Source organism: Rhizobium binae, assembly GCF_017357225.1.
Lineage (GTDB): Bacteria > Pseudomonadota > Alphaproteobacteria > Rhizobiales > Rhizobiaceae > Rhizobium > Rhizobium binae.
Map to the genome: position 1 here is coordinate 169486 of NZ_CP071604.1, position 18752 is coordinate 188237.

General features: G+C 62.3%; 21 protein-coding genes and 1 other RNA gene. 10 read left to right on the plus strand and 12 right to left on the minus strand.

From position 1 onward, the window contains the following. Positions 1–68: 68 nt before the first annotated feature. Genes J2J99_RS00765 through rimP form a run of 3 tightly spaced genes read right to left on the minus strand, consistent with a single transcriptional unit; the run spans position 69 to position 3025 of the window. Complete coding sequence (locus J2J99_RS00765; RefSeq protein WP_205918695.1) at positions 69–761, minus strand: RNA-binding protein; 693 nt, start codon at positions 759–761, stop codon at positions 69–71. Further along, positions 758–2359: a transcription termination factor NusA gene (nusA, locus tag J2J99_RS00770; RefSeq protein ID WP_168295715.1), complete on the minus strand. Its 1602-nt coding sequence runs from the start codon at positions 2357–2359 to the stop codon at positions 758–760. Before nusA ends, J2J99_RS00765 begins: the two co-directional genes overlap by 4 nt. Before the next feature lie 60 nt (positions 2360–2419). Next, positions 2420–3025, minus strand: a complete 606-nt coding sequence (gene rimP / locus J2J99_RS00775; protein WP_004673394.1) for a ribosome maturation factor RimP — start codon at positions 3023–3025, stop codon at positions 2420–2422. 233 nt (positions 3026–3258) lie between these two features. Here rimP and J2J99_RS00780 point away from each other — a divergent pair, with 233 nt between their 5' ends. Beyond that, positions 3259–4890 carry an MFS transporter gene (locus J2J99_RS00780; RefSeq protein ID WP_168295714.1) on the plus strand — a complete coding sequence of 544 codons (1632 nt, stop codon included), beginning with the start codon at positions 3259–3261 and terminating at the stop codon, positions 4888–4890. Between the two features lie 8 nt (positions 4891–4898). After that, the gene (locus tag J2J99_RS00785) at positions 4899–5363 is read left to right on the plus strand and encodes a GNAT family N-acetyltransferase (protein ID WP_168295712.1); all 465 of its coding nucleotides are present in this window, start codon (positions 4899–4901) and stop codon (positions 5361–5363) included. 5 nt (positions 5364–5368) lie between these two features. Here the strand turns inward: J2J99_RS00785 and J2J99_RS00790 are convergent, their stop codons facing one another. Further along, a complete protein-coding gene (locus tag J2J99_RS00790; protein WP_168295711.1) occupies positions 5369–6607 on the minus strand; it encodes a lytic murein transglycosylase in 1239 nt (412 codons plus the stop codon). A gap of 11 nt (positions 6608–6618) precedes the next feature. After that, positions 6619–7224, minus strand: a complete 606-nt coding sequence (gene recR, locus J2J99_RS00795; RefSeq protein ID WP_168295709.1) for a recombination mediator RecR — start codon at positions 7222–7224, stop codon at positions 6619–6621. Between the two features lie 57 nt (positions 7225–7281). Here recR and J2J99_RS00800 point away from each other — a divergent pair, with 57 nt between their 5' ends. Then, positions 7282–7899 carry an MOSC domain-containing protein gene (locus tag J2J99_RS00800; protein WP_205918693.1) on the plus strand — a complete coding sequence of 206 codons (618 nt, stop codon included), beginning with the start codon at positions 7282–7284 and terminating at the stop codon, positions 7897–7899. 39 nt (positions 7900–7938) lie between these two features. Here J2J99_RS00800 and J2J99_RS00805 read toward each other — a convergent pair whose 3' ends face one another. From J2J99_RS00805 to ffs, 3 genes are all read right to left on the minus strand, one after another. Continuing rightward, positions 7939–8262 (minus strand): YbaB/EbfC family nucleoid-associated protein, encoded by a 324-nt coding sequence (locus J2J99_RS00805; protein ID WP_168295705.1) that lies wholly within the window; start codon positions 8260–8262, stop codon positions 7939–7941. Positions 8263–8282: 20 nt separating this feature from the next. Continuing rightward, positions 8283–10154 (minus strand): DNA polymerase III subunit gamma/tau, encoded by a 1872-nt coding sequence (locus J2J99_RS00810; RefSeq protein WP_168295703.1) that lies wholly within the window; start codon positions 10152–10154, stop codon positions 8283–8285. 46 nt (positions 10155–10200) lie between these two features. Beyond that, positions 10201–10297: signal recognition particle sRNA small type (gene ffs / locus J2J99_RS00815), an RNA gene on the minus strand. An 89-nt stretch (positions 10298–10386) separates the two neighbouring features. Here ffs and J2J99_RS00820 point away from each other — a divergent pair. The 5 genes from J2J99_RS00820 to J2J99_RS00840 all read left to right on the plus strand — a co-directional run bounded on the left by J2J99_RS00820 (position 10387) and on the right by J2J99_RS00840 (position 13352). After that, positions 10387–10797, plus strand: coding sequence for an HIT domain-containing protein (locus tag J2J99_RS00820; RefSeq protein WP_168295701.1), 411 nt, complete (start codon positions 10387–10389; stop codon positions 10795–10797). After that, entirely contained in the window at positions 10794–11753 is a 960-nt protein-coding gene (gene nudC / locus J2J99_RS00825; RefSeq protein WP_168295699.1) for an NAD(+) diphosphatase, read from the plus strand. The genes J2J99_RS00820 and nudC overlap by 4 nt, the downstream gene beginning before the upstream one ends. A 4-nt stretch (positions 11754–11757) precedes the next feature. Next, the gene (locus J2J99_RS00830) at positions 11758–12453 is read left to right on the plus strand and encodes a helix-turn-helix transcriptional regulator (protein WP_168295697.1); all 696 of its coding nucleotides are present in this window, start codon (positions 11758–11760) and stop codon (positions 12451–12453) included. Positions 12454–12595: 142 nt separating this feature from the next. Further along, positions 12596–12856 (plus strand): hypothetical protein, encoded by a 261-nt coding sequence (locus J2J99_RS00835; RefSeq protein WP_168295694.1) that lies wholly within the window; start codon positions 12596–12598, stop codon positions 12854–12856. Positions 12857–12983: 127 nt separating this feature from the next. Beyond that, positions 12984–13352, plus strand: a complete 369-nt coding sequence (locus tag J2J99_RS00840) for a VOC family protein (RefSeq protein WP_004672651.1) — start codon at positions 12984–12986, stop codon at positions 13350–13352. 68 nt (positions 13353–13420) lie between these two features. On the opposite strand, the gene J2J99_RS00845 is transcribed toward J2J99_RS00840, so the two are convergent. Together J2J99_RS00845 and J2J99_RS00850 are read right to left on the minus strand one after the other, a co-directional pair. Beyond that, complete coding sequence (locus tag J2J99_RS00845; protein WP_168295692.1) at positions 13421–14275, minus strand: prephenate dehydratase; 855 nt, start codon at positions 14273–14275, stop codon at positions 13421–13423. A 10-nt stretch (positions 14276–14285) separates the two neighbouring features. Next, complete coding sequence (locus tag J2J99_RS00850) at positions 14286–15038, minus strand: 3-deoxy-manno-octulosonate cytidylyltransferase (RefSeq protein ID WP_168295690.1); 753 nt, start codon at positions 15036–15038, stop codon at positions 14286–14288. 153 nt (positions 15039–15191) lie between these two features. Between J2J99_RS00850 and J2J99_RS00855 the strand changes: the two genes are divergently transcribed. After that, positions 15192–15755 (plus strand): c-type cytochrome, encoded by a 564-nt coding sequence (locus J2J99_RS00855; RefSeq protein ID WP_168295688.1) that lies wholly within the window; start codon positions 15192–15194, stop codon positions 15753–15755. Positions 15756–15824: 69 nt separating this feature from the next. Here J2J99_RS00855 and J2J99_RS00860 read toward each other — a convergent pair whose 3' ends face one another. Continuing rightward, positions 15825–16772, minus strand: coding sequence for an AEC family transporter (locus J2J99_RS00860; protein WP_168295686.1), 948 nt, complete (start codon positions 16770–16772; stop codon positions 15825–15827). 418 nt (positions 16773–17190) lie between these two features. Here J2J99_RS00860 and J2J99_RS00865 point away from each other — a divergent pair, with 418 nt between their 5' ends. Beyond that, on the plus strand, positions 17191–18183 hold the full coding sequence (locus J2J99_RS00865) for an adenosine kinase (RefSeq protein WP_168295684.1): 993 nt from the start codon (positions 17191–17193) through the stop codon (positions 18181–18183). Here the strand turns inward: J2J99_RS00865 and J2J99_RS00870 are convergent. Beyond that, the gene (locus J2J99_RS00870) at positions 18176–18715 is read right to left on the minus strand and encodes an SH3 domain-containing protein (RefSeq protein WP_168295682.1); all 540 of its coding nucleotides are present in this window, start codon (positions 18713–18715) and stop codon (positions 18176–18178) included. The two genes, J2J99_RS00865 and J2J99_RS00870, sit on opposite strands and share 8 nt — an antisense overlap. Positions 18716–18752 lie beyond the last annotated feature (37 nt).

Here is an 18752-nt window from a genome sequence, read left to right on the forward strand (position 1 = left end):
AGATCAGACCCTGTCGTTCAAATACTGTCGATCAATGAGAATGAGACCGGCCGATGCCGGTGACCGTCTCATTGTTTTTGCCGGCCAGCGCCGCCCGCTGCCCGGGACTGACCGCCAACACGGTACTGTTCGAGCATCTTTGCGCGCTTCACTACACCCTCACCCGCCTGCCCTGCAAGCACTGCGGCATGGATAAAAGCATTCTGGCCCATCAGGCCTTCCATTTCGCTCTCCGAGAAGAAGCGGTAGGAAGGTATCTCCTCCTCGGTCTCCATTCCGAGGTGCCAGGCCTTGCGGGCCTGGTCGATTTTCCTCACGCCGTCGTCCGCCGCGTCGGTCGCGTGGAACACCGCAAGGGCTGCTCCGCTTCTGACCGCGGCGTCCACCTTCGAGGAGCCGCTGATGAACTGGCCGGCTTTGCGCGCCATGTTCATCATCTGCATCAATTGCGCCGCGAGGAGCCGGTCGACATTCGCGCCGAGATCGTCCGCGGCCTTCACGTCGCTTTTCAGCGCGCGGGCGAAGAGCTTCTTCGCCACCGCTCTGTCGACCAGCGACCGGTCGGCTTTCACCCAGCAACCGCGTCCCGGAAGTTCGCGCTTCAGGTCGGCGACGACGCTTCCGTCGGGAGCCGCGACGAATCGGATCAGCTCATCCGGCGATCCGCTTTCGCGCGTCACGATGCACATGCGTCCGTTCACGTCATAACCTGCAAGATCGTCGTCCTGAGGGAGAGCGTCCGGCTCATGCGCGGTCATCATGCTTCCTGTTCGGCTTCGGTGACCTCTTCTTCGGTCCCCTTCGCCAGGTCCTCTTCGGTGATCCAGCCGGCCGCAAGCCGGGCCTGGACGATCATCTGCTCGGCTTCGACGCGCGAGACGTCGAACTTCGAGAACAGGCCTTCGAACTTCTTCGTTTCGCCGTTCTTGCGCTCCGTCCAGCCGACGAGATCGTCGGCGGCGCAGCCGGCAAAATCCTCGATCGTCTTGATGCCGTCTTCGCCGAGCGCCACCATCATCTGGGCGGACATGCCGTCGATCTGGCGCAACTCGTCCTCAACGCCGAGCGCCTTGCGCTTCTCGTCCATCTCGGCTTCGAGCTTCTCCAGATATTCGCGGGCGCGGGTCTGGATTTCCTGCGCGGTATCTTCGTCGAAACCGTCGATCGAGGCGATTTCGTCTAGATCGACATAGGCAAGTTCCTCGACGGCGGCAAATCCTTCCGATGCCAGGACCTGGCCGACCATTTCGTCGACGTCGAGCGAATCCATGAACAGATTGGTGCGCTCGTTGAATTCCTTCTGACGGCGCTCCGATTCCTCGGCCTCCGTCATGATGTCGATGTCCCAGCCGGTCAGCTGCGACGCCAGGCGGACGTTCTGGCCGCGGCGGCCGATCGCAAGCGACAGCTGCTCGTCGGGAACGACGACTTCGATGCGCTCGGCATCCTCGTCGAGAACGACCTTGGCGACTTCGGCCGGCTGCAGGGCGTTGACGACGAAGGTCGCCGGATCCTGCGACCACGGGATGATGTCGATCTTCTCGCCCTGAAGCTCGCCGACGACGGCCTGGACACGCGAACCGCGCATACCGACGCAGGCGCCGACCGGATCGATCGAACTGTCGTTCGAGATCACTGCGATCTTGGCGCGCGAGCCCGGATCGCGGGCGACCGACTTCACCTGGATGATGCCGTCGTAGATTTCAGGCACTTCCATGGTGAAGAGCTTCACCATGAACTGCGGATGCGTGCGCGACAGAAAGATCTGCGGGCCGCGCTGTTCGCGGCGGACGTCATAGACATAGGCACGGACGCGATCGCCATAGCGCACGTTTTCGCGCGGGATCATTTCGTCGCGTCGGATGATGCCTTCGCCACGGCCGAGATCGACGATCACGTTGCCGTATTCGACGCGCTTGACGGTGCCGTTGACGATTTCGCCGACGCGGTCCTTGAATTCGTCGAACTGGCGGTCGCGCTCGGCTTCACGCACCTTCTGCACGATGACCTGCTTGGCGGACTGTGCGGCGATGCGGCCGAAATCCATCGGCGGCAGCGGATCGGCAATGAAATCGCCGAGTGCGGCGTCAGGGTTGCGGTCGCGGGCGAGTTCCAGCGGGATCTGCGTCGAATAATCCTCGGCCTTGTCGACGACTTCAAGCAGACGCTGCAGCCGGATTTCGCCGGTCTTCGGATTGATGTCGGCACGGATGTTGGATTCGGTGCCGTAACGCGAGCGTGCCGCCTTCTGAATGGCATCGGCCATTGCGGCAAGCACGATCTCGCGGTCGATGACCTTTTCGCGCGCCACTGCATCTGCGATCTGCAGAAGTTCGAGCCGGTTCGCACTGACTGCCATTGTCTTGTTTCTCCGTCTTTACTCCGGGGTTCCCGTCCCTGGGAGCGGTCTGTTAATCGGTTATTCCTGCTCGTCCGCTTCGTTCTGGTTGGCGGCCTGCGCTTTCGCCAGCTTGTCGGCGCGCAGTGCATCTCGGATCAGATCGTCGGTCAGAATGAGCTTCGCGTCGCTAAGCGCCGTGAAGGGAATGGAGACCTTCGGCTCTTCCCCATAAGCGATCTGGTCGCGCTCAAGCGTAAAACCATCCGCGTCGGCTTCGACGATCTTGCCGCGGAAGCGCTTGCGGTTGCCGATCATGATCGACGTCTCGCATTTCACCAGATGGCCTTGCCAGCGGACGAAATCGGATTTCCGCACCATCGGACGGTCGATGCCGGGCGAAGACACTTCGAGATGATACTCTTTATCGATCGGATCTTCCACATCGAGGACAGGAGAAATCGCCATCGAGACTTCTTCGCAGTCCTGAACTGTCATCGTCCCGTCGTTGCGCTCGGCCATCACCTGCATCGTCATGCCGTTCTGATTCAGCATGCGCACGCGGATGAGCCGGAAGCCCATGCCGACCAGAACGGGTTCGATGATATCGGCAAGACGCTGGTCGAGCCCGGTTTCGGTGATCAGCCGCGGCTCAAGTTCGTTGTCTGCGTTTGTCATGTCCGACAAGCGGTGCGCTCCTCGCAATTTCTGCTGTTCGGGCGATCGCGCTAATAAAAAAGAGCGGGTCCTTGCGGCCCACTCTTCATCAAGCGATCAAGAATTTGAGAGGCATATAGTCCGGTTTTTGCGAAATTGCAAGGTCTCAGCCAATTCAGTTGCCGCGGCGCCGACACGTCTATGGCCAGCGTCGGTCTTGCGCATATATTGCTTTGCGGCACAACGGCAAAGCGGGAGGAATCGTGGCGTATACTTCGTCGACATTGGCGCCTTTGCGGCACGACACCTATCGCGCCATCTGGTTTGCGAGCCTTTCCTCGAATTTCGGCGGCCTGATCCAGGCGGTGGGTGCGGCCTGGATGATGACGACGATCACCGCCTCGGAAGATATGGTCGCGCTGGTACAGACCTCGACCGCGCTGCCGATCATGCTGTTTTCGCTGATATCGGGGGCGCTCGCCGACAACTACGACCGTCGCCGCGTCATGCTGACGGCGCAGTGCTTGATGCTGACGGTCTCGGGCCTGCTGACGGCTTGCGCGCTTCTCGGCTGGATCACGCCCTGGCTGCTGCTCTTCTTCACCTTCCTGATCGGCTGCGGCACAGCGCTCAACAATCCTTCTTGGCAGGCCTCGGTCGGCGATATGGTGCCGCGCGCCGATCTGCCGGGCGCCGTTACCTTGAACAGCATGGGCTTCAACATCACCCGCAGCGTCGGACCGGCGATCGGCGGCGCGATCGTGGCGGCCGCGGGCGCTGCCGCGGCCTTTGCGGTGAACACGCTGAGTTACCTTCCGCTGATCTACGCGCTGTCGCGCTGGCGTCCAAATACGCCCGTCTCGACCCTGCCGCGCGAGGCGCTCGCCAGCGCCATCTTCGCCGGCCTGCGATATGTCTCCATGTCGCCCAATCTCGAAAAGGTCCTGGTCAGGGGTCTTATCTTCGGCATCGGCGCCAGTTCGATCCTGGCGCTGCTGCCGGTGGTGGCGCTCGATCTGGTGGCCGGCGGGCCGCTGACCTATGGTTTCATGCTCGGCGCTTTCGGCATCGGCGCGATCGGCGGTGCAGTGCTGAATGCGAAACTTCGCCAGGTGCTGTCGAGCGAGATCATTATCCGGCTGGCCTTCACCGGTTTTGCGCTGAGCGCCGTCATCGCCGCCTTCAGCCCGAGCGCCGTCCTGACCTCCGCCGGCCTTCTCGTCGCCGGCGCCTGCTGGGTCTCGGCGCTTTCGCTCTTCAACACCATCGTCCAGCTTTCGACACCGCGCTGGGTCGTCGGCCGCGCGCTGTCGCTCTACCAGACCGTCACCTTCGGCGGTATCGCCGGCGGCAGCTGGCTCTGGGGTGTGGCAGCCGACCGCTACGGTGTCGCCGATGCGCTGCTGATGTCATCGGTCGTCATGCTGCTCGGCATTGCGATCGGCCTGCGGTTTTCGATGCCGGCCTTCGCCTCGCTCAACCTCGATCCGCTGAACCGCTTCACCGCGCCGGCGCTCAGCCTCGACATCACGCCACGCAGCGGCCCGATCGTCATCCACGTCGACTACGAGATCGCCGATGCCGATCTTGCCGAATTCATGGCGCTGATGGGCGAGCGCCGCCGCATCCGCATCCGCGACGGCGCAAGGCACTGGGCGCTGATGCGCGATCTCGAAAATCCGGGGCTGTGGACCGAAAGCTACCATACGCCGACCTGGGTCGAATACATCAGGCACAACCAGCGGCGCACCCAGGCCGATGCCGAAAACATCGACAGGCTGCGCGCGCTCCATCGCGGTGAAGGCCCGCCCCATGTTCATCGCATGATCGAGCGTCAGGCCATTCCGCCTGATAACGACGTCTTCCACCAGACGCCGATCGATCTGCACCATTGAGGAGAGGCATGCACAGTTTCAGGCTCGCCCGCCAAGCCGATCTTGCCGCCATCATCGGGCTTCTCGCCGATGATGATCTCGGCAGCGCCAGGGAGATTGTCGCGGATCCGATCGATCCGCGTTACCTCTCGGCCTTCGCGGCCTTCGCGGCCATCGAGGCCGATGCCAACCAGATGCTGGCCGTGGCAAGCGACGCGGACGGTCAGGTTGTCGGTTGTTTGCAGTTGAGCTTCATTCCCGGCCTTTCGAGAACCGGGATGTGGCGCGGCCAGATCGAAAGCGTGCGTATCGCCCGGGATTTGCGCGGCTCCGGGCTCGGCTCCGAGTTCATCGAATGGGCGATCGTCCAATGCGCCGAGCGCGGCTGTGGTCTCGTGCAGCTGACGTCGGACAAGACACGGACGGATTCGATCCGCTTTTACGAGAAGCTCGGTTTCGTCGCGAGCCATGAGGGCCTGAAGCGCAGTCTCTAAAACGGCTACTTTAGCCTGGCCTTCATCGTCGCCTCGGGAAAGCAGGTCGGCTTCATGCCGTTCTTCGCCTGCCACTGGCCGATCGAACGCCGCGTCTTGTAGCCCGGCAGGCCGTCGGAGCCGCCGACATCGTAGCCCTGCCGTTCCAGCGCCTTCTGCATGGCGGCGACATCCGAGCGCAGCATCTTGCCGACATCGCCCCATCGGCCCTCAAAAGCGCCGCCACCATAGGCGATCCGGTCGGCAAGGTTGCCGATATAAAGCGCGTAGAGGTCGGAGTTGTTGTACTCCTTGATGATATAGAAATTCGGCGTAACGATGAATTCCGGCCCGTCGCGGCCGGCCGGAACCAGCATCATGCTTTGTGCTTTCATCTCGCCAGAGGGAAAGCCCTTGCCGGAGATGCGGTCGATGCCGAGCGAGGCCCAGTGCGACAGTGGTTTTGCCAGATCCGGCCCCTCTTGGGCGCAGGAAACCGCCTCGGGTATCGACACCTCGAAGCCCCAGTCGCGATTGCGCTGCCAGCCCTTCTTGACCAGGAAATTGGCGATCGAGGCGAGTGTGTCGGGCACCGAGGTCCAGATGTTGCGGTGACCGTCGCCGTCGAAATCGACGGCATATTTCAGATAGCTGGTCGGCATGAACTGCGGCTGGCCGAGCGCGCCGGCCGAGGACCCCTTGAAATCACCAGGCGTGACGTCGCCGCCGTCGAGAATATGCAGCGCCGCCATCAGCTCGGTGCGGAACATCTCCTTGCGCGTCGACATGAAGGCCTTGGTCGCCAAGACCTCGACCGCCGAATTCGGGATCTTCGCCGCGCCGAAGCCGGTCTCCCGGCCCCAGATGGCCAGTACGATCGAACCCGGCACCCCATAGGTCTTTTCGATCCGCTTCAGCGTCGGGCCATATTGCGCGGCAAAACTGCGGCCCGTTGCGGCAAGCCGCTTCAAGTGATCCTCATTGAAATAGGGACCGGGCGAGGAAAATTCGGCCTGCGTCTGCTTCTGCTCCTTCGGCGGCGGGAAGCCGGGCGGGGCGAGATCCGGCAGATTCCAGTTCAGCGTGACGCCCGAGAACGCGGCCTGGAAGGTCTTCTCGGAAATACCGCCTGCCCTTGCTTCTGGCCAGAGGTCCTTCTGCACCCAGCTTTCGAACTGCGCCTCGACATCGGCTTTGGAAGGGGCTGCGTGGGAGGGGAGGGGGAGGAGCGCAGCTGTTATGGCGACCGCGAATATTCGGAGCATATGCAATCCCCTCATATCACCGTCCGCGCCCGCAGCGCCGCCGCCAGCGTCCCCTCGTCGAGATAATCGAGTTCGCCGCCGACAGGCACGCCATGCGCCAGCCGCGTGATCTTCACGTCGAGCCCCTGCAACTGGTCGGTAATGTAATGCGCCGTCGTCTGTCCTTCGACGGTAGCGTTGACAGCGATGATCAGCTCGCGGATGCCGCCTTCGCCGATCCGGTCGATCAGCCCGCGAATATTGAGATCGTCGGGGCCGATCCCGTCGAGCGGCGACAGCGTGCCACCGAGAACGTGATAGGCGGCGTTCATCGCACCGGCCCGTTCCAGCGCCCAGAGGTCCGAGACATCCTCGACGACGATGATGACGGACTGGTCGCGCTGGGTATCGGTGCAGATGGTGCAGGGATCGACGGTATCGACATTGCCGCAGCGCGAGCAGATTTTCACCTTGTCGTAGGCCTCGCCCATCGCATTAGACAGCGGCCCCAGGAGCTGGTCCTTCTTCTTGATCAGATATAGCGCCGCCCGGCGGGCCGAGCGCGGCCCGAGGCCCGGCATCTTCGCCAGAAGCTGAATGAGTTTTTCGATTTCGGGGCCGGTGACTCGTTTTGCCATGCGCCGTTCTTAACTGATATGGAACGAAAACGGAATCGCGGAAGGATCGGCCGTCCCATGAAAATCCTGGCGCTCTGCACCGGCACCCCGGAACGGCTGGTCGGCAAAAGTTATAAGACCGGCATTTTCAAACATGCCGTCAGCGGCGCCGTGATGATCGATGCCGAAGGGCTGGTCGGCGATGCCATCTGCAACCGCAAACACCATGGCGGCGTCGATCAGGCGGTTTATGTCGAGGGATCGCTGACGCTCGACTGGTGGGCGCAAGAACTCGGCCGACCATACGAGCCCGGCACTTTCGGTGAAAATTTGGTGATCTCTGATCTCGACAACCGCGACGTTTGCGTCGGCGACCGCTTCCTATCAGGCGATCTCGTCCTCGAAGTCAGCGCATGCCGCATCCCCTGCACCACCTTCGCCGCCAGGATGGCCGATCCGAAATTCGTCAAGCGTTATACCGAGGCCGCCCGCCCCGGCATCTATTGTCGCGTCATCCGCGGCGGCATCGCCGAAGCCGGAATGTCGTTGGAGCATCAGCCCTTTCCCGGAGAAAAGGTCACGATGCCGGAGCTGATGGAAACCTTTGGCCGACGGCTTTCCGCGGCAGATCGGTTGCGATATCTCGCATCACCAATCCACTATAAACTGAGAGCAATGCTGGAGGCCCAACACTGACGATCGGGCATGGACGCGGCTTGCCGGTCAGTGGGTCTATCAGAACGGCAGCTTGAAGCCGGGCGGGATCGGCAGGCCGGCGGTGAGCGCCTTGGTCTTTTCGGCAGCGAGCGCCTCGGACTTGTCCTTGGCGTCCTTGTGGGCGGCGACGATCAGGTCCTCAAGGATCTCGACATCGTCTTCCTTGAACAGCGACGGGTCGATCTTCAGGCTCTTCAGCTCGCCCTTGCCTGAAATGACGACGGTGACGAGGCCGCCGCCGGCCTTGCCTTCGGCCGTGAGCTCGGCGATCTCCGCCTGCATCTGCTCCATCTTGGCCTGCATTTCTTTGACTTTGCCCATCATGCCCATGATGTCGCGCATCGTCTCGCTCCTTGTTGCAATCAGAATTCTATGTCGTCGCCTGGCAAGATATCACCGTCTTCGGATTCGGCCGCGGCAGGCGGTGTCGCCTCTTCCGCTTCCTCCTCCGGCGTTGGCGCCCTGACGCGCACGTCGATGATCTTGGCGCCCGGAAACTGCGCAAGGATCGCCGCGACATCGGGGTCCTGGCGTGCATCGCTGACGCGCTGTTGTTGCGCCTTGGCTTCCGCCTCCACCATCGTCGGCCCGCCCTCTTCGCGGCTGGTGCTGACAATCCAGTGAATGCCTGTCCATTCCTTGAGCCTGACGGCAAGCTCGTTCAGCAGCGTGCCCGGCGCGCCCTCGGTGAGGTTCACGTCCAGCCGGCCGGGCTCGATGCGGACCGGCCGCACGAAGTTGCGCACCAGCGCCTTCAGCTTGACGTCCCGCTTTTCGGTGGCGAGGTCGACGATATCGCCGATCGTAGTGACCGGCACTAGCGGCTTCGGCGCTTCAGCCGGCTTCGTCTCGACGCGACCGATTGTCTGCGGTTCCGGATTGGGTACAGCGCGCAGCATCGCGGTCGGCCCTGAGGGCTGCGGCCGCGGCGTCGGCTCGGGCGCGCGCGCTGCGACGCTGCTCTGATAGGGAACCCGTGTTCCGTTGCCGCCACCGCCGCCGGAAGGCGGGGAGGCGGGGCGCGAGCCGGCATTGTCGCCGGAAAATTCGGCAAGCCGCCGCGCCGCATCCTCGGGCGCCGGCAGATGCGCGGCATGCGCCAGCCGGATCAGCACCATTTCGGCCGCCCCTGCCGTCCGCGACGAGCCTTCGGTTTCCGGAATGCCCTTCAGCAGCATCTGCCAGATGCGCGAAAGCGTCGTCACCGCCACACCCTTGGCCAGTTCCGCCGCCTTGGTGCGCTCGATCTCGCTGAGCGATGGATCGTTTGCCGCATCCGGCACATATTTCAGCCGCGTCACCAGATGGGTGAAATCGGCAAGATCGGTCAACACCACGACAGGATTGGCGCCGGCCTCGTACTGGCTCTGGAATTCGCCGAGGGCGCCGGCGACATCGCCTTTGACGATATGCTGGAAGAGATCGACGATGCGGGCGCGGTCGGCAAGGCCGAGCATCCCCCGCACGGCCTCGGCCTGCACGGCGCCGGCGCCATGGGCGATCGCCTGATCGAGCAGCGACAGGCCGTCGCGGGCCGAGCCTTCGGCGGCGCGCGCGATCATCGCCAGCGCGTCCGCTTCCGCCTCGATGCCCTCCTTGGCCGCGATCGTCGTAAACAGCCCGACGAGGTCCGACGCGCTGATGCGGCGCAGGTCGAAGCGCTGGCAGCGCGACAGCACGGTGATCGGCACCTTGCGGATTTCGGTGGTGGCGAAGATGAATTTCACATGTTCCGGCGGCTCTTCCAGGGTCTTCAACAACCCGTTGAAGGCCTGCGTCGACAGCATGTGCACTTCGTCGATGATATAGACCTTGTAGCGCGCCGAAACCGGCCGGTAGCGCACCTGCTCGATGATCTCTCTTATATCGTCGATGCCGGTATGGGAGGCGGCATCCATTTCGATCACGTCGACATGCCGGCCTTCCATGATCGCCTGGCAATGCACGCCGGGGGTGCGAAGGTCGATTGTCGGCTTGTCGACATCTGCTGTCTTGTAATTCAGCGCCCGCGCCAGGATGCGCGCCGTCGTCGTCTTGCCGACGCCGCGCACGCCGGTCAGCATATAGGCTTGGGCAATGCGGCCGGTCTCGAAGGCGTTGGTCAGCGTGCGAACCATCGGCTCCTGGCCGACCATCAGGTCCGTGAAATCCTTGGGGCGGTATTTGCGAGCCAGCACCCGGTATCCGGTGCCCGTCGAGGCGGCATCTTTTGACTGTCGCTCGGTGTCGCTCATCGCCCTGCTTGTCGCCCGGCATCGTCGGGCATTTCGTGGAGAGAAGGTGGGAGGCTGGCACGATGACCCGTGCCGGGCTCGTTAGGGCTGCTTCCTTCCGGACCTGACCCGGTTGGCGAGTGGCTCGTCCACCACCAACCTCCCGGATGCACATATCGGCAATATCGTCATCAAAAGCAAGCCAACATGATAAAAAACTGCTAGTCGTAGGAAAAGACAGGAGGAATGCGCTTTGGACGGTTTTGTGCTCGACCCTCGGCTGGAAAATGACAGCGTCAGCATCATGATCACCGGTCTCTGTGATCTAAGATTGTCGAGGGATGCCCGCTGGCCCTGGCTCATTCTCGTTCCGCGCCGGGCCGATATTACCGAAATCTTCGAGTTGACGCCGCTTGATCAGGTGCTGCTTGCCTTCGAGACGGAACTCGTCGCCAAGGCCTTGAAGAACATCACCGGCGCGACAAAAATCAATATCGGGGCTCTTGGCAATATCGTCCGCCAGCTTCATGTTCATGTCATTGCCCGCTTCGAAGGCGATGCCAATTGGCCGGGTCCTGTCTGGGGCTTCGGGCGCGCGGAGCCCTACGAGGACGGAAAGAGAGACGAATTGACAGCGAAGCTGCGGGAAGCCCTTTCATCATGAGCCATTCGCTTTTCGATTCGGATGTGCCGCATCCGGAACCCAGCAATCTCACGGCCTTTGCCGGCAACGACCTTAATCGCGATTCCGAACACCGCGACGAACATTCCGTCGAAAAGGCACTGGCAAAGGACGGCACCCATATCTTCGCCTTCGCCCGGGACAAGCTGGTGCTGAAACATGACGGCCAGGTGCTCGACCCGCTGTTTGCGCGTTACGAACTGCAGGAATTGCAGCCGAATTGGGACGAGACGGTGCTGCTCGGCTACCGCAAATCAGGCGAGCCGCGCCTTGCCGTTCCCGTCGGCATCGACGTCGACGACCTCGCCAGCCAATACAAGCCCGCCGACGGCCGCACGCTGTTTCGCGAGATGCTGATCGACGAGGTCTTGCTCGGCGAATTCGCACAGGCCGCGAGCCTCATCCGCTGGAATGGGGACAATCGCTTCTGCGGCCGTTGCGGCGCGGCGATGGAGATTCATATCGGCGGCTACAAACGCGTCTGCACCGCCTGCGAACACATGATCTTCCCCCGTACCGATCCCGTCGTGATCATGCTGACGATCGACGAGAGCCGCGGCCTCTGCCTGCTCGGCCGCAGCCCGCATTTTGCGCCCGGCATGTATTCCTGTCTTGCCGGCTTCGTCGAACCGGGTGAGACCATCGAGAACGCCGTGCGCCGCGAAACGCTGGAAGAATCGGGTATTCGCACCGGCCGTATCCGTTATCATGCCTCGCAGCCCTGGCCGATGCCGCATTCGCTGATGATCGGCTGCTACGCCGAGGCGAAATCCACGGACATCAACCGCGACGAGACGGAGCTCGAGGATTGCCGCTGGTTCACCCGCGAGGAGACGCTCGAAATGCTGGAGCACCCTGGCGCCAATGGCAAGGCATCGCCACCGAAAGGCGCGATCGCCCACCGCCTGATGCGCGACTGGGTGGAGTGGAAGCGCTAGCGTCATGCCGGTCGCCCGCTCGGAACGGCTGCTGACGCTGCTTCAGACGCTTCGGCGCTATCGGCGGCCGGTGACCGGTATCGTGCTTGCCCAGGAGACCGGCGTCAGCCTGCGCACGCTCTATCGCGACATCGCCAGTCTGCAGGCTCAGGGCGCGATGATCGAAGGCGAAGCTGGCATCGGTTATGTCCTGAAGCCCGGCTTCATGCTGCCGCCGATGATGTTCTCCGAAGAGGAACTGGAGGCATTGGTGCTCGGCTCGCGCTGGGTCGCCCGCGCCGCCGAGCCGCGCCTGGCCGGCGCCGGCGCCGATGCGCTCGCCAAGATCGCCGCGGTTCTGCCCGCCGACATGCGTGAGATGATCGATTCGGCCGCCCTTTTCGTCGGCCCGAAACGCCGGGATGAAGACAAGGCCGATGTCTCGGCCATCCGCAAGGCGATCCGCCTGGAGCGGATCCTCGAACTGCATTATGGCGACGAGCAGGGTCGCATCTCGCGTCGCCGCGTCTGGCCCTTCGCACTCGGTTATTTCGAGCATGTGCGCGTGTTGATGGCCTGGTGCGAATTGCGTCAGGATTTCCGCCATTTCCGCACCGACCGCATCATCGACATGGCTTTGCATGAGGTGCGCTATCCGCGCCGCCGCACCGTGCTTCTGAAGGAATGGCGCGAGACCCAGGACGTCCCGCTCGAGCGCTAAACACTGCTGCCATAAACTGTCAGCAGTCGGAGTTATAGTCAGTACCAATCGACGACAGGCCACGCGTCCTTGGGGGCGCAAAGGGCGCTGTCGCATCCAGGTTCTCAGCACATGCCGATGCGCCAGAGAAGGAGTACTGATCATGGTAACGCCTCCAGTCATTCAGCAGACCGGCGACCGCTTCGCCACCAATAGCTTTGCCGACATCATTTCGGCCGAAACCTTTGCCGATGCCGGATATTCGGCACGCTCCGGCCTGTTGCAGTTCGCCATCCGTCTTTTCCGCATCGCCGGGAGAGGTCACCCCAAACTCGATGTTGAGGCGACACCGGAATATACGAAGCGCGACCTCGGGTTCATGGATGGGCGCAACCCATTCCGAGAGGATCGCTTACCGCTCTAAGCAGCCTCTAAATCTCGACATTCCGCCCGACGAGACCGGGCGTTGCTCGGCAACGCCCGCTGCATGCTGCTGACATTCATTGGCAGCAGGCGCTCATCCGGCCTTTCACTTCAAAGGGAGAACCGAAATGACCAGCCCCAATCTGATTATCCTCTACGTCAAGGATCCCGGCGAGAGCGCCGGCTTCTACCGCAGCCTGCTGAACCGCGAACCGGCGGTGGAGGCGCCGAATTTTGTCGCCTTTCCGCTCGACGGCGGCTTCACCCTTGGCCTCTGGCGGCGCAGCAAGGTCGAGCCGCAACCCTCCGCCATCGGCAACCGCGGCGAAGTGGCCTTCATGGTGGCGGGAGAAAATGCCGTTGCCAAGCAATACGAGGACTGGCGCCAGCGCGGCCTGCCGATCGCCCAGGAATTGACCGAGCTCGATTTCGGCCCGACCTTCGTCGTGCTTGATCCGGATGGCCACCGGTTGAGGGTTTGTGAGCCGGATAAGTAACAGTCTCGCGAGGCCTGTCGCATGCAGGTCGCCGGAAGCCGCAGCTTCCGGCGACATGCAAAACAACATTAAAGGAGGCCCCGCATCGCATGCCCCCTGTAGACGCCGAGGATGCGCACCTTCTCGGAGAAGAACCGCAGTTCTTCCAAGGCCCGGCGAACGTTCGGATCATTCGGATGGCCTTCGATATCGGCGTAAAACTGTGTCGCCACGAATTTTCCGCCGAGTTGGTAGCTTTCCAGCTTCGTCATGTTGATGCTGTTGGTGGCAAAGCCGCCGAGCGCCTTGTAGAGAGCGGCCGGAATGTTGCGGACGTTGAAAACGAAGGTGGTGACGACCTTTTCTTCCGCCGAATTGCGCTGCGCCCATTCCTCGTCACGCGACAGGATGACGAAGCGGGTGACATTGTTTTCCGTATCCTCGACATTTTCGGCGACGATCTCGAGCCCGTAAAGATCGGCGGCAAGGCGCGGCGCCAGTGCAGCCATCGAGCGGTCGCCGGTCTCCTTGACGAGCTTCGCCGCCCCGGCGGTATCGCCAGCGATGACAGGCTTCCAGCCATGGGCGCGCACGATCTTGCGGCACTGTCCGAGCGCATGGATATGGCTGTGCACTGTACGGATCTCGTCCTTGGTGACCCCAGGCAGCACCATCAGCTGGAAACGGATCGGCATGAAGTATTCGCCGATGATGTGCAGCCGCGATTCCGGCAGCAAGTGATGGATATCGGCAACGCGCCCGGCGATCGTGTTTTCGATCGGAATCATGCCGATATCGGCGTCGCCGTTGTCGACCGCGGTGAACGCATCCTCGAAGGTCTGGCAGGGCAGCGGCTCCATGGTTGGAAACATGTCGCGGCAGGCCATGTCTGAATTGGCGCCGAACTCGCCCTGGAAGGCGATCCTGTTGGTCTTGATGTTCATGATGGTTCCGTCAGTTCGACTTTGCGAGGATGCGCCGCGCTTTTTCAAGGTCGGCGGGAGTATCGACACCGAGCGGAACCGTGTCAACGATCTCCACGTCGATGCGCATGCCGGCCTCCAGCGCCCGCAGTTGCTCCAGCGATTCGCGCTTTTCGAGCGTCGAAGGGCCGAGCGAGACGAATCGCTCCAGAGCCGCACGCCGATAGGCATAGAGGCCGATATGGTGATAGAGCGGCCCCTCGCCGTGCGGTGCTGTCGCGCGCGTGAAGTAGAGGGCGTGCAGGCGGGTGGCGGAGATGGGCGAACCGACGATCTTGACGATATGCGGCGCGGTCTTGTCGTCCTCATTGTCGATTTCGGTCGTCAGCGTGCCGATATCGACCGCTTCGTTCTCGAGCGGGCGCAGAGCCGCGCGCACGGTTTGCGGATCGATCGTCGGCAGGTCGCCCTGAACGTTGACGATGAATTTCGCCTTGCCGGCGGGATCGACTTTCGTCAGCGCTTCGAAGATCCGGTCAGAACCCGACTGATGATCGCTGCTGGTCATGACCACATCGAAGCCGGCGGCGGAAACGGCATCGAACACCTGTTGGTCGTCGACGGCGACGACCACGCGGCCGATGGCTGCCTCTTTGGCGCGCATCGCCACCTGTACGACCATCGGCCGTCCGCAAATATCGGCGAGCGGCTTGCCCGGAAGCCGGGTGGAGGCCATGCGCGCCGGGATCAATACGAGCACCTCGTCTAAATTTGAATCACTCATTGTTCGGGCCTTCTATTCCGGGCTGAAAAGTGTCAAAAAGTCTCACGCATAAGACCATTTAGACAGTTGCAACGATCAGTCAAAAGACATAGGTTCCGCGCGATTTCAAGATGGTCCGGTTCTGGTCTGCCGGCTGCAAGGGGAGCATTGCAGATGAATTCATACGTCAATACGGCCGTGGGAGCGCTGCTCGGAACGATTTTCGTTCTGATGTCGGTCTCCATCGCGTCCGAGGGGATCTTCCATTCCGAAGCGCCGGAAAAGGAAGGTTTCGCGATCGTTGCCGAAGAGGCGCCCGCCGCTGGCGGTGAAGCTGCGCCTGCCGCTGCCGTTCCGATCGCGCAATTGCTCGCTTCTGCAGATGCCAAGGCCGGTGAAGCGGTTTTCAAAAAGTGTCAGGCCTGTCATGACGGCACCAAAGGGGGACCGAACAAGGTCGGTCCCAACCTCTTTGGCGTCGTCGATCGCCCGATCGCCTCGCATGAAGGCTTCGCCTATTCCGCTGCCATGAAGGACTTCTCCAAGGGCGGCTCTGAAAAATGGACCTTTGAGGCTCTCAACAAGTTCCTGACGGCGCCGAAGAAGGACGTTCCCGGCACCGCAATGGGCTTTGCGGGCCTGGCGAAAGATCAGGACCGCGCCAACGTCATCCTTTACCTGCACACGCTCGCCGATTCGCCGGTGCCGCTGCCGGATCCGAAAACCGCGACTCAGTAAGGCGAAGCGCCATCGCATGACAATCAAAGCCCGGCCGCAAGCCGGGCTTTCGTTGTTGATGGGACAAGATCAGGCGCCGAGGAAATAAGCCCAGAGCGAAACGGTAATGGCGCCGAGCGCCGTTGTCACCGAGATCGTCGAGGCGGCGAGACTGTGGCCGACGCCGAAACGATTGGCGATCAGCCAGGCATTGACGCCTGTCGGCACGGAGGAGGTCAGCACGATCGCCGCCGTCCATTCGGGGCTGAGACCGAGGAGCCGGCTCGCTGTCCAGACGCAGCCGGGCAGCAGCAGCAACTTTAGGCCCGAGGTAACGCTGGCGATGCCGAGATTGCCGGAGACGCCGTATCTCTCCAGCGCCATGCCGAGCGAGATCAGCGCCGCCGGGCCGGCTATGCCGGCGATCTGGCCGACGACCGATGCCACCGCCGCCGGCATGGTGAGGCCGGAAAGATGCACGGCCATGCCGGCCGCAAGGCCGATCACCAGCGGATTGCGGATGAGATTGATGGCGATCTGGCGAAGCACGATGACCATGCTGCGGTCGCTTTTGCCGGCGATCTTTCGTTCCGCGTGCTCCATCAACACCGTGCCGGCGACCATCATCACCGGCAAATGCACGGCAAGCAGGATCGACAAAGCCACCAGTCCTTCGTCCCCGACGGTCCGCTGGACGAGCGGCAGTCCGATGAAGACATTGTTGGCGAAGGCCGAGGAAACGCCGGCCAGCACGCCGATCCGTTCATCGCGGTGAAAGAGGCGCGTGGCAGCGATATGGCCGGCCGTCCAGGTGATCGCGACGCCGGAGAAATAGACGATCCAGAGCCGAAAGGGCGAGGCGCCATGGAAATTCGCCTCGGCGATGGTGCGGAAGAGCAGCAGCGGCACAGCGATCTTGAAGACGAATTCGCTGAGCGCATCGCCGACGTTCGATGCCATCAAGCCGCTGCGAACGATGACCCAGCCGATGAGGATCAGGATGAAGATAGGAAGGACGTCGAGAATGATGGCTGACATAAGGGAGGATGCTCTGCGGGGAGGGAGTATCCGAGGTCTAGCAGCAAAAGGCTGGCGTTGAAAACGCAATCGACACTTAGCCGCGCTGGAATGCATCCGCACGCAAAAAAAGCGGGCATGGCCCGCTTTTCCGCTCCGGCCGTGCCGGATATCCGGATCGCGAGGCTGCCAGTTCATCCGTGGTCAGCGCCGCGCCTGTAAGATCGAAGGGATCATCCCTCGTCGCCCGGCTGCAACTGAAAGCTGCTCATGCCGGTCTTGCTGCGAGCATATGTAGGTTTCGAAAATGACGGGGGCATGACGAATAAGCGGCGCTTTTGCGAAGAATGGAGACTCAAATTACCATTTATCCTTCCAAACGGCGGAAATTCCGCTAAGACCGAACCCCTGATATCACAAATCCGGGACTCCCCATTTCATGACTAGATTCGATGTTCTGACAGTCGGCAACGCGATCGTGGATATCATTGCCCGCTGCGACGACCAGTTCCTCATTGATAACAAGATCACCAAGGCAGCGATGAACCTCATCGATGCCGAGCGCGCCGAACTTCTATATTCACGCATGGGACCCGCCCTCGAAGCCTCCGGCGGCAGCGCCGGCAATACGGCCGCCGGCGTTGCGAGCCTCGGCGGCAAGGCTGCCTATTTCGGCAATGTCGCCTCAGATCAGCTCGGCGACATTTTCACCCACGACATTCGCGCCCAAGGCGTCCACTACCAGACCCGTCCCAAGGGTACCTACCCGCCGACGGCGCGGTCGATGATCTTCGTCACCGAGGACGGCGAGCGGTCGATGAATACTTATCTCGGCGCCTGCGTCGAACTCGGACCCGAGGATGTCGAGGCCGATGTCGTTGCCGATGCCAAGGTCACCTATTTCGAAGGCTATCTGTGGGATCCGCCGCGCGCCAAGGAGGCGATTCGCGATTGCGCCCGCATCGCCCATCAACACGGCCGGGAAATGTCGATGACGCTCTCCGACAGTTTCTGCGTCGACCGTTATCGCGGTGAATTCCTCGATCTGATGCGCTCCGGCACGGTCGATATCGTCTTTGCCAATCGCCAGGAAGCGCTGGCGCTTTACCAGACCGAAGACTTCGAAGAGGCGCTGAACAGGATTGCCGCGGATTGCAAGATCGCCGCCGTGACGATGAGCGAGGACGGCGCCGTCATCCTCAAGGGCCGGGAGCGCTATTACGTCGATGCGATCCGGATCAGGGAAGTCGTGGACACGACTGGCGCCGGCGACCTCTTCGCCTCCGGCTTCCTCTACGGCTATACGCAGGGACGGTCGCTGGAAGATTGCGGCAAGCTCGGTTGTCTCGCTGCCGGCATCGTCATCCAGCAGATCGGCCCGCGCCCGATGACCTCGCTCTCCGAGGCCGCCAAGCAGGCAGGGCTTATTTGAAGGCTTCGCCGGGATAGGCGCCCCAGATTTCCGACTGCGCCACCCAGCCGGTGGCGCCGTCGGTTTCGGCGCGGCACCACTCGCCATTGCATTCGCCGATCGTCAGCATCACGCCGGGTTCCAGCTTGGCGATGATCGAGGCGGAGGGCTGCGCCTCGCGGCGCAGATTGACGAAGACGCCCTTGCCCTTTGTCTTCATCCAGGGTGCGGCGATCGCCGCACGCTGGCCTGACAGCAGCGACTGGTTGACCCAACCTTCGGTGCCGTCGGCATCACGGATGCGGCGCCAGTTGTCGTATTCCTGGATGATCTCCACCGGCAGGCCGGATTTCAGATACATCCATGAAACCGCGTAATCCGTTCCAGGGCCGATGCGCAGGTTGACGCGTTTGGATTTGAGCGTGACGAAGCGCGGCAATGGCAGGCCGCTCGGTCCCTTGGCCGCCTGCGCATGGGCAAATTCGACGGGGCCGAGCGATGCGGCCAGAGCGATCGCGAGGGCGAGGCAGGACTTCAGGACTTTGCTGCGCATGGAGGCTTCCGTTTGCTCGAATTCACGGGCAGGCCCG

What these genes read in the sequence shown, in the direction of transcription:
- J2J99_RS00765 (WP_205918695.1), bottom strand. Translation starts at nt 761, where the DNA reads ATGATGACCGCGCATGAGCCGGACGCTCTCCCTCAGGACGACGATCTT.
- nusA (WP_168295715.1), bottom strand. Translation starts at nt 2,359, where the DNA reads ATGGCAGTCAGTGCGAACCGGCTCGAACTTCTGCAGATCGCAGATGCA.
- J2J99_RS00785 (WP_168295712.1), top strand. Translation starts at nt 4,899, where the DNA reads ATGCACAGTTTCAGGCTCGCCCGCCAAGCCGATCTTGCCGCCATCATC.
- J2J99_RS00790 (WP_168295711.1), bottom strand. Translation starts at nt 6,607, where the DNA reads ATGCTCCGAATATTCGCGGTCGCCATAACAGCTGCGCTCCTCCCCCTC.
- recR (WP_168295709.1), bottom strand. Translation starts at nt 7,224, where the DNA reads ATGGCAAAACGAGTCACCGGCCCCGAAATCGAAAAACTCATTCAGCTT.
- J2J99_RS00800 (WP_205918693.1), top strand. Translation starts at nt 7,282, where the DNA reads ATGAAAATCCTGGCGCTCTGCACCGGCACCCCGGAACGGCTGGTCGGC.
- J2J99_RS00805 (WP_168295705.1), bottom strand. Translation starts at nt 8,262, where the DNA reads ATGCGCGACATCATGGGCATGATGGGCAAAGTCAAAGAAATGCAGGCC.
- J2J99_RS00810 (WP_168295703.1), bottom strand. Translation starts at nt 10,154, where the DNA reads ATGAGCGACACCGAGCGACAGTCAAAAGATGCCGCCTCGACGGGCACC.
- nudC (WP_168295699.1), top strand. Translation starts at nt 10,794, where the DNA reads ATGAGCCATTCGCTTTTCGATTCGGATGTGCCGCATCCGGAACCCAGC.
- J2J99_RS00830 (WP_168295697.1), top strand. Translation starts at nt 11,758, where the DNA reads ATGCCGGTCGCCCGCTCGGAACGGCTGCTGACGCTGCTTCAGACGCTT.
- J2J99_RS00835 (WP_168295694.1), top strand. Translation starts at nt 12,596, where the DNA reads ATGGTAACGCCTCCAGTCATTCAGCAGACCGGCGACCGCTTCGCCACC.
- J2J99_RS00840 (WP_004672651.1), top strand. Translation starts at nt 12,984, where the DNA reads ATGACCAGCCCCAATCTGATTATCCTCTACGTCAAGGATCCCGGCGAG.
- J2J99_RS00845 (WP_168295692.1), bottom strand. Translation starts at nt 14,275, where the DNA reads ATGAACATCAAGACCAACAGGATCGCCTTCCAGGGCGAGTTCGGCGCC.
- J2J99_RS00850 (WP_168295690.1), bottom strand. Translation starts at nt 15,038, where the DNA reads ATGAGTGATTCAAATTTAGACGAGGTGCTCGTATTGATCCCGGCGCGC.
- J2J99_RS00855 (WP_168295688.1), top strand. Translation starts at nt 15,192, where the DNA reads ATGAATTCATACGTCAATACGGCCGTGGGAGCGCTGCTCGGAACGATT.
- J2J99_RS00860 (WP_168295686.1), bottom strand. Translation starts at nt 16,772, where the DNA reads ATGTCAGCCATCATTCTCGACGTCCTTCCTATCTTCATCCTGATCCTC.
- J2J99_RS00865 (WP_168295684.1), top strand. Translation starts at nt 17,191, where the DNA reads ATGACTAGATTCGATGTTCTGACAGTCGGCAACGCGATCGTGGATATC.
- J2J99_RS00870 (WP_168295682.1), bottom strand. Translation starts at nt 18,715, where the DNA reads ATGCGCAGCAAAGTCCTGAAGTCCTGCCTCGCCCTCGCGATCGCTCTG.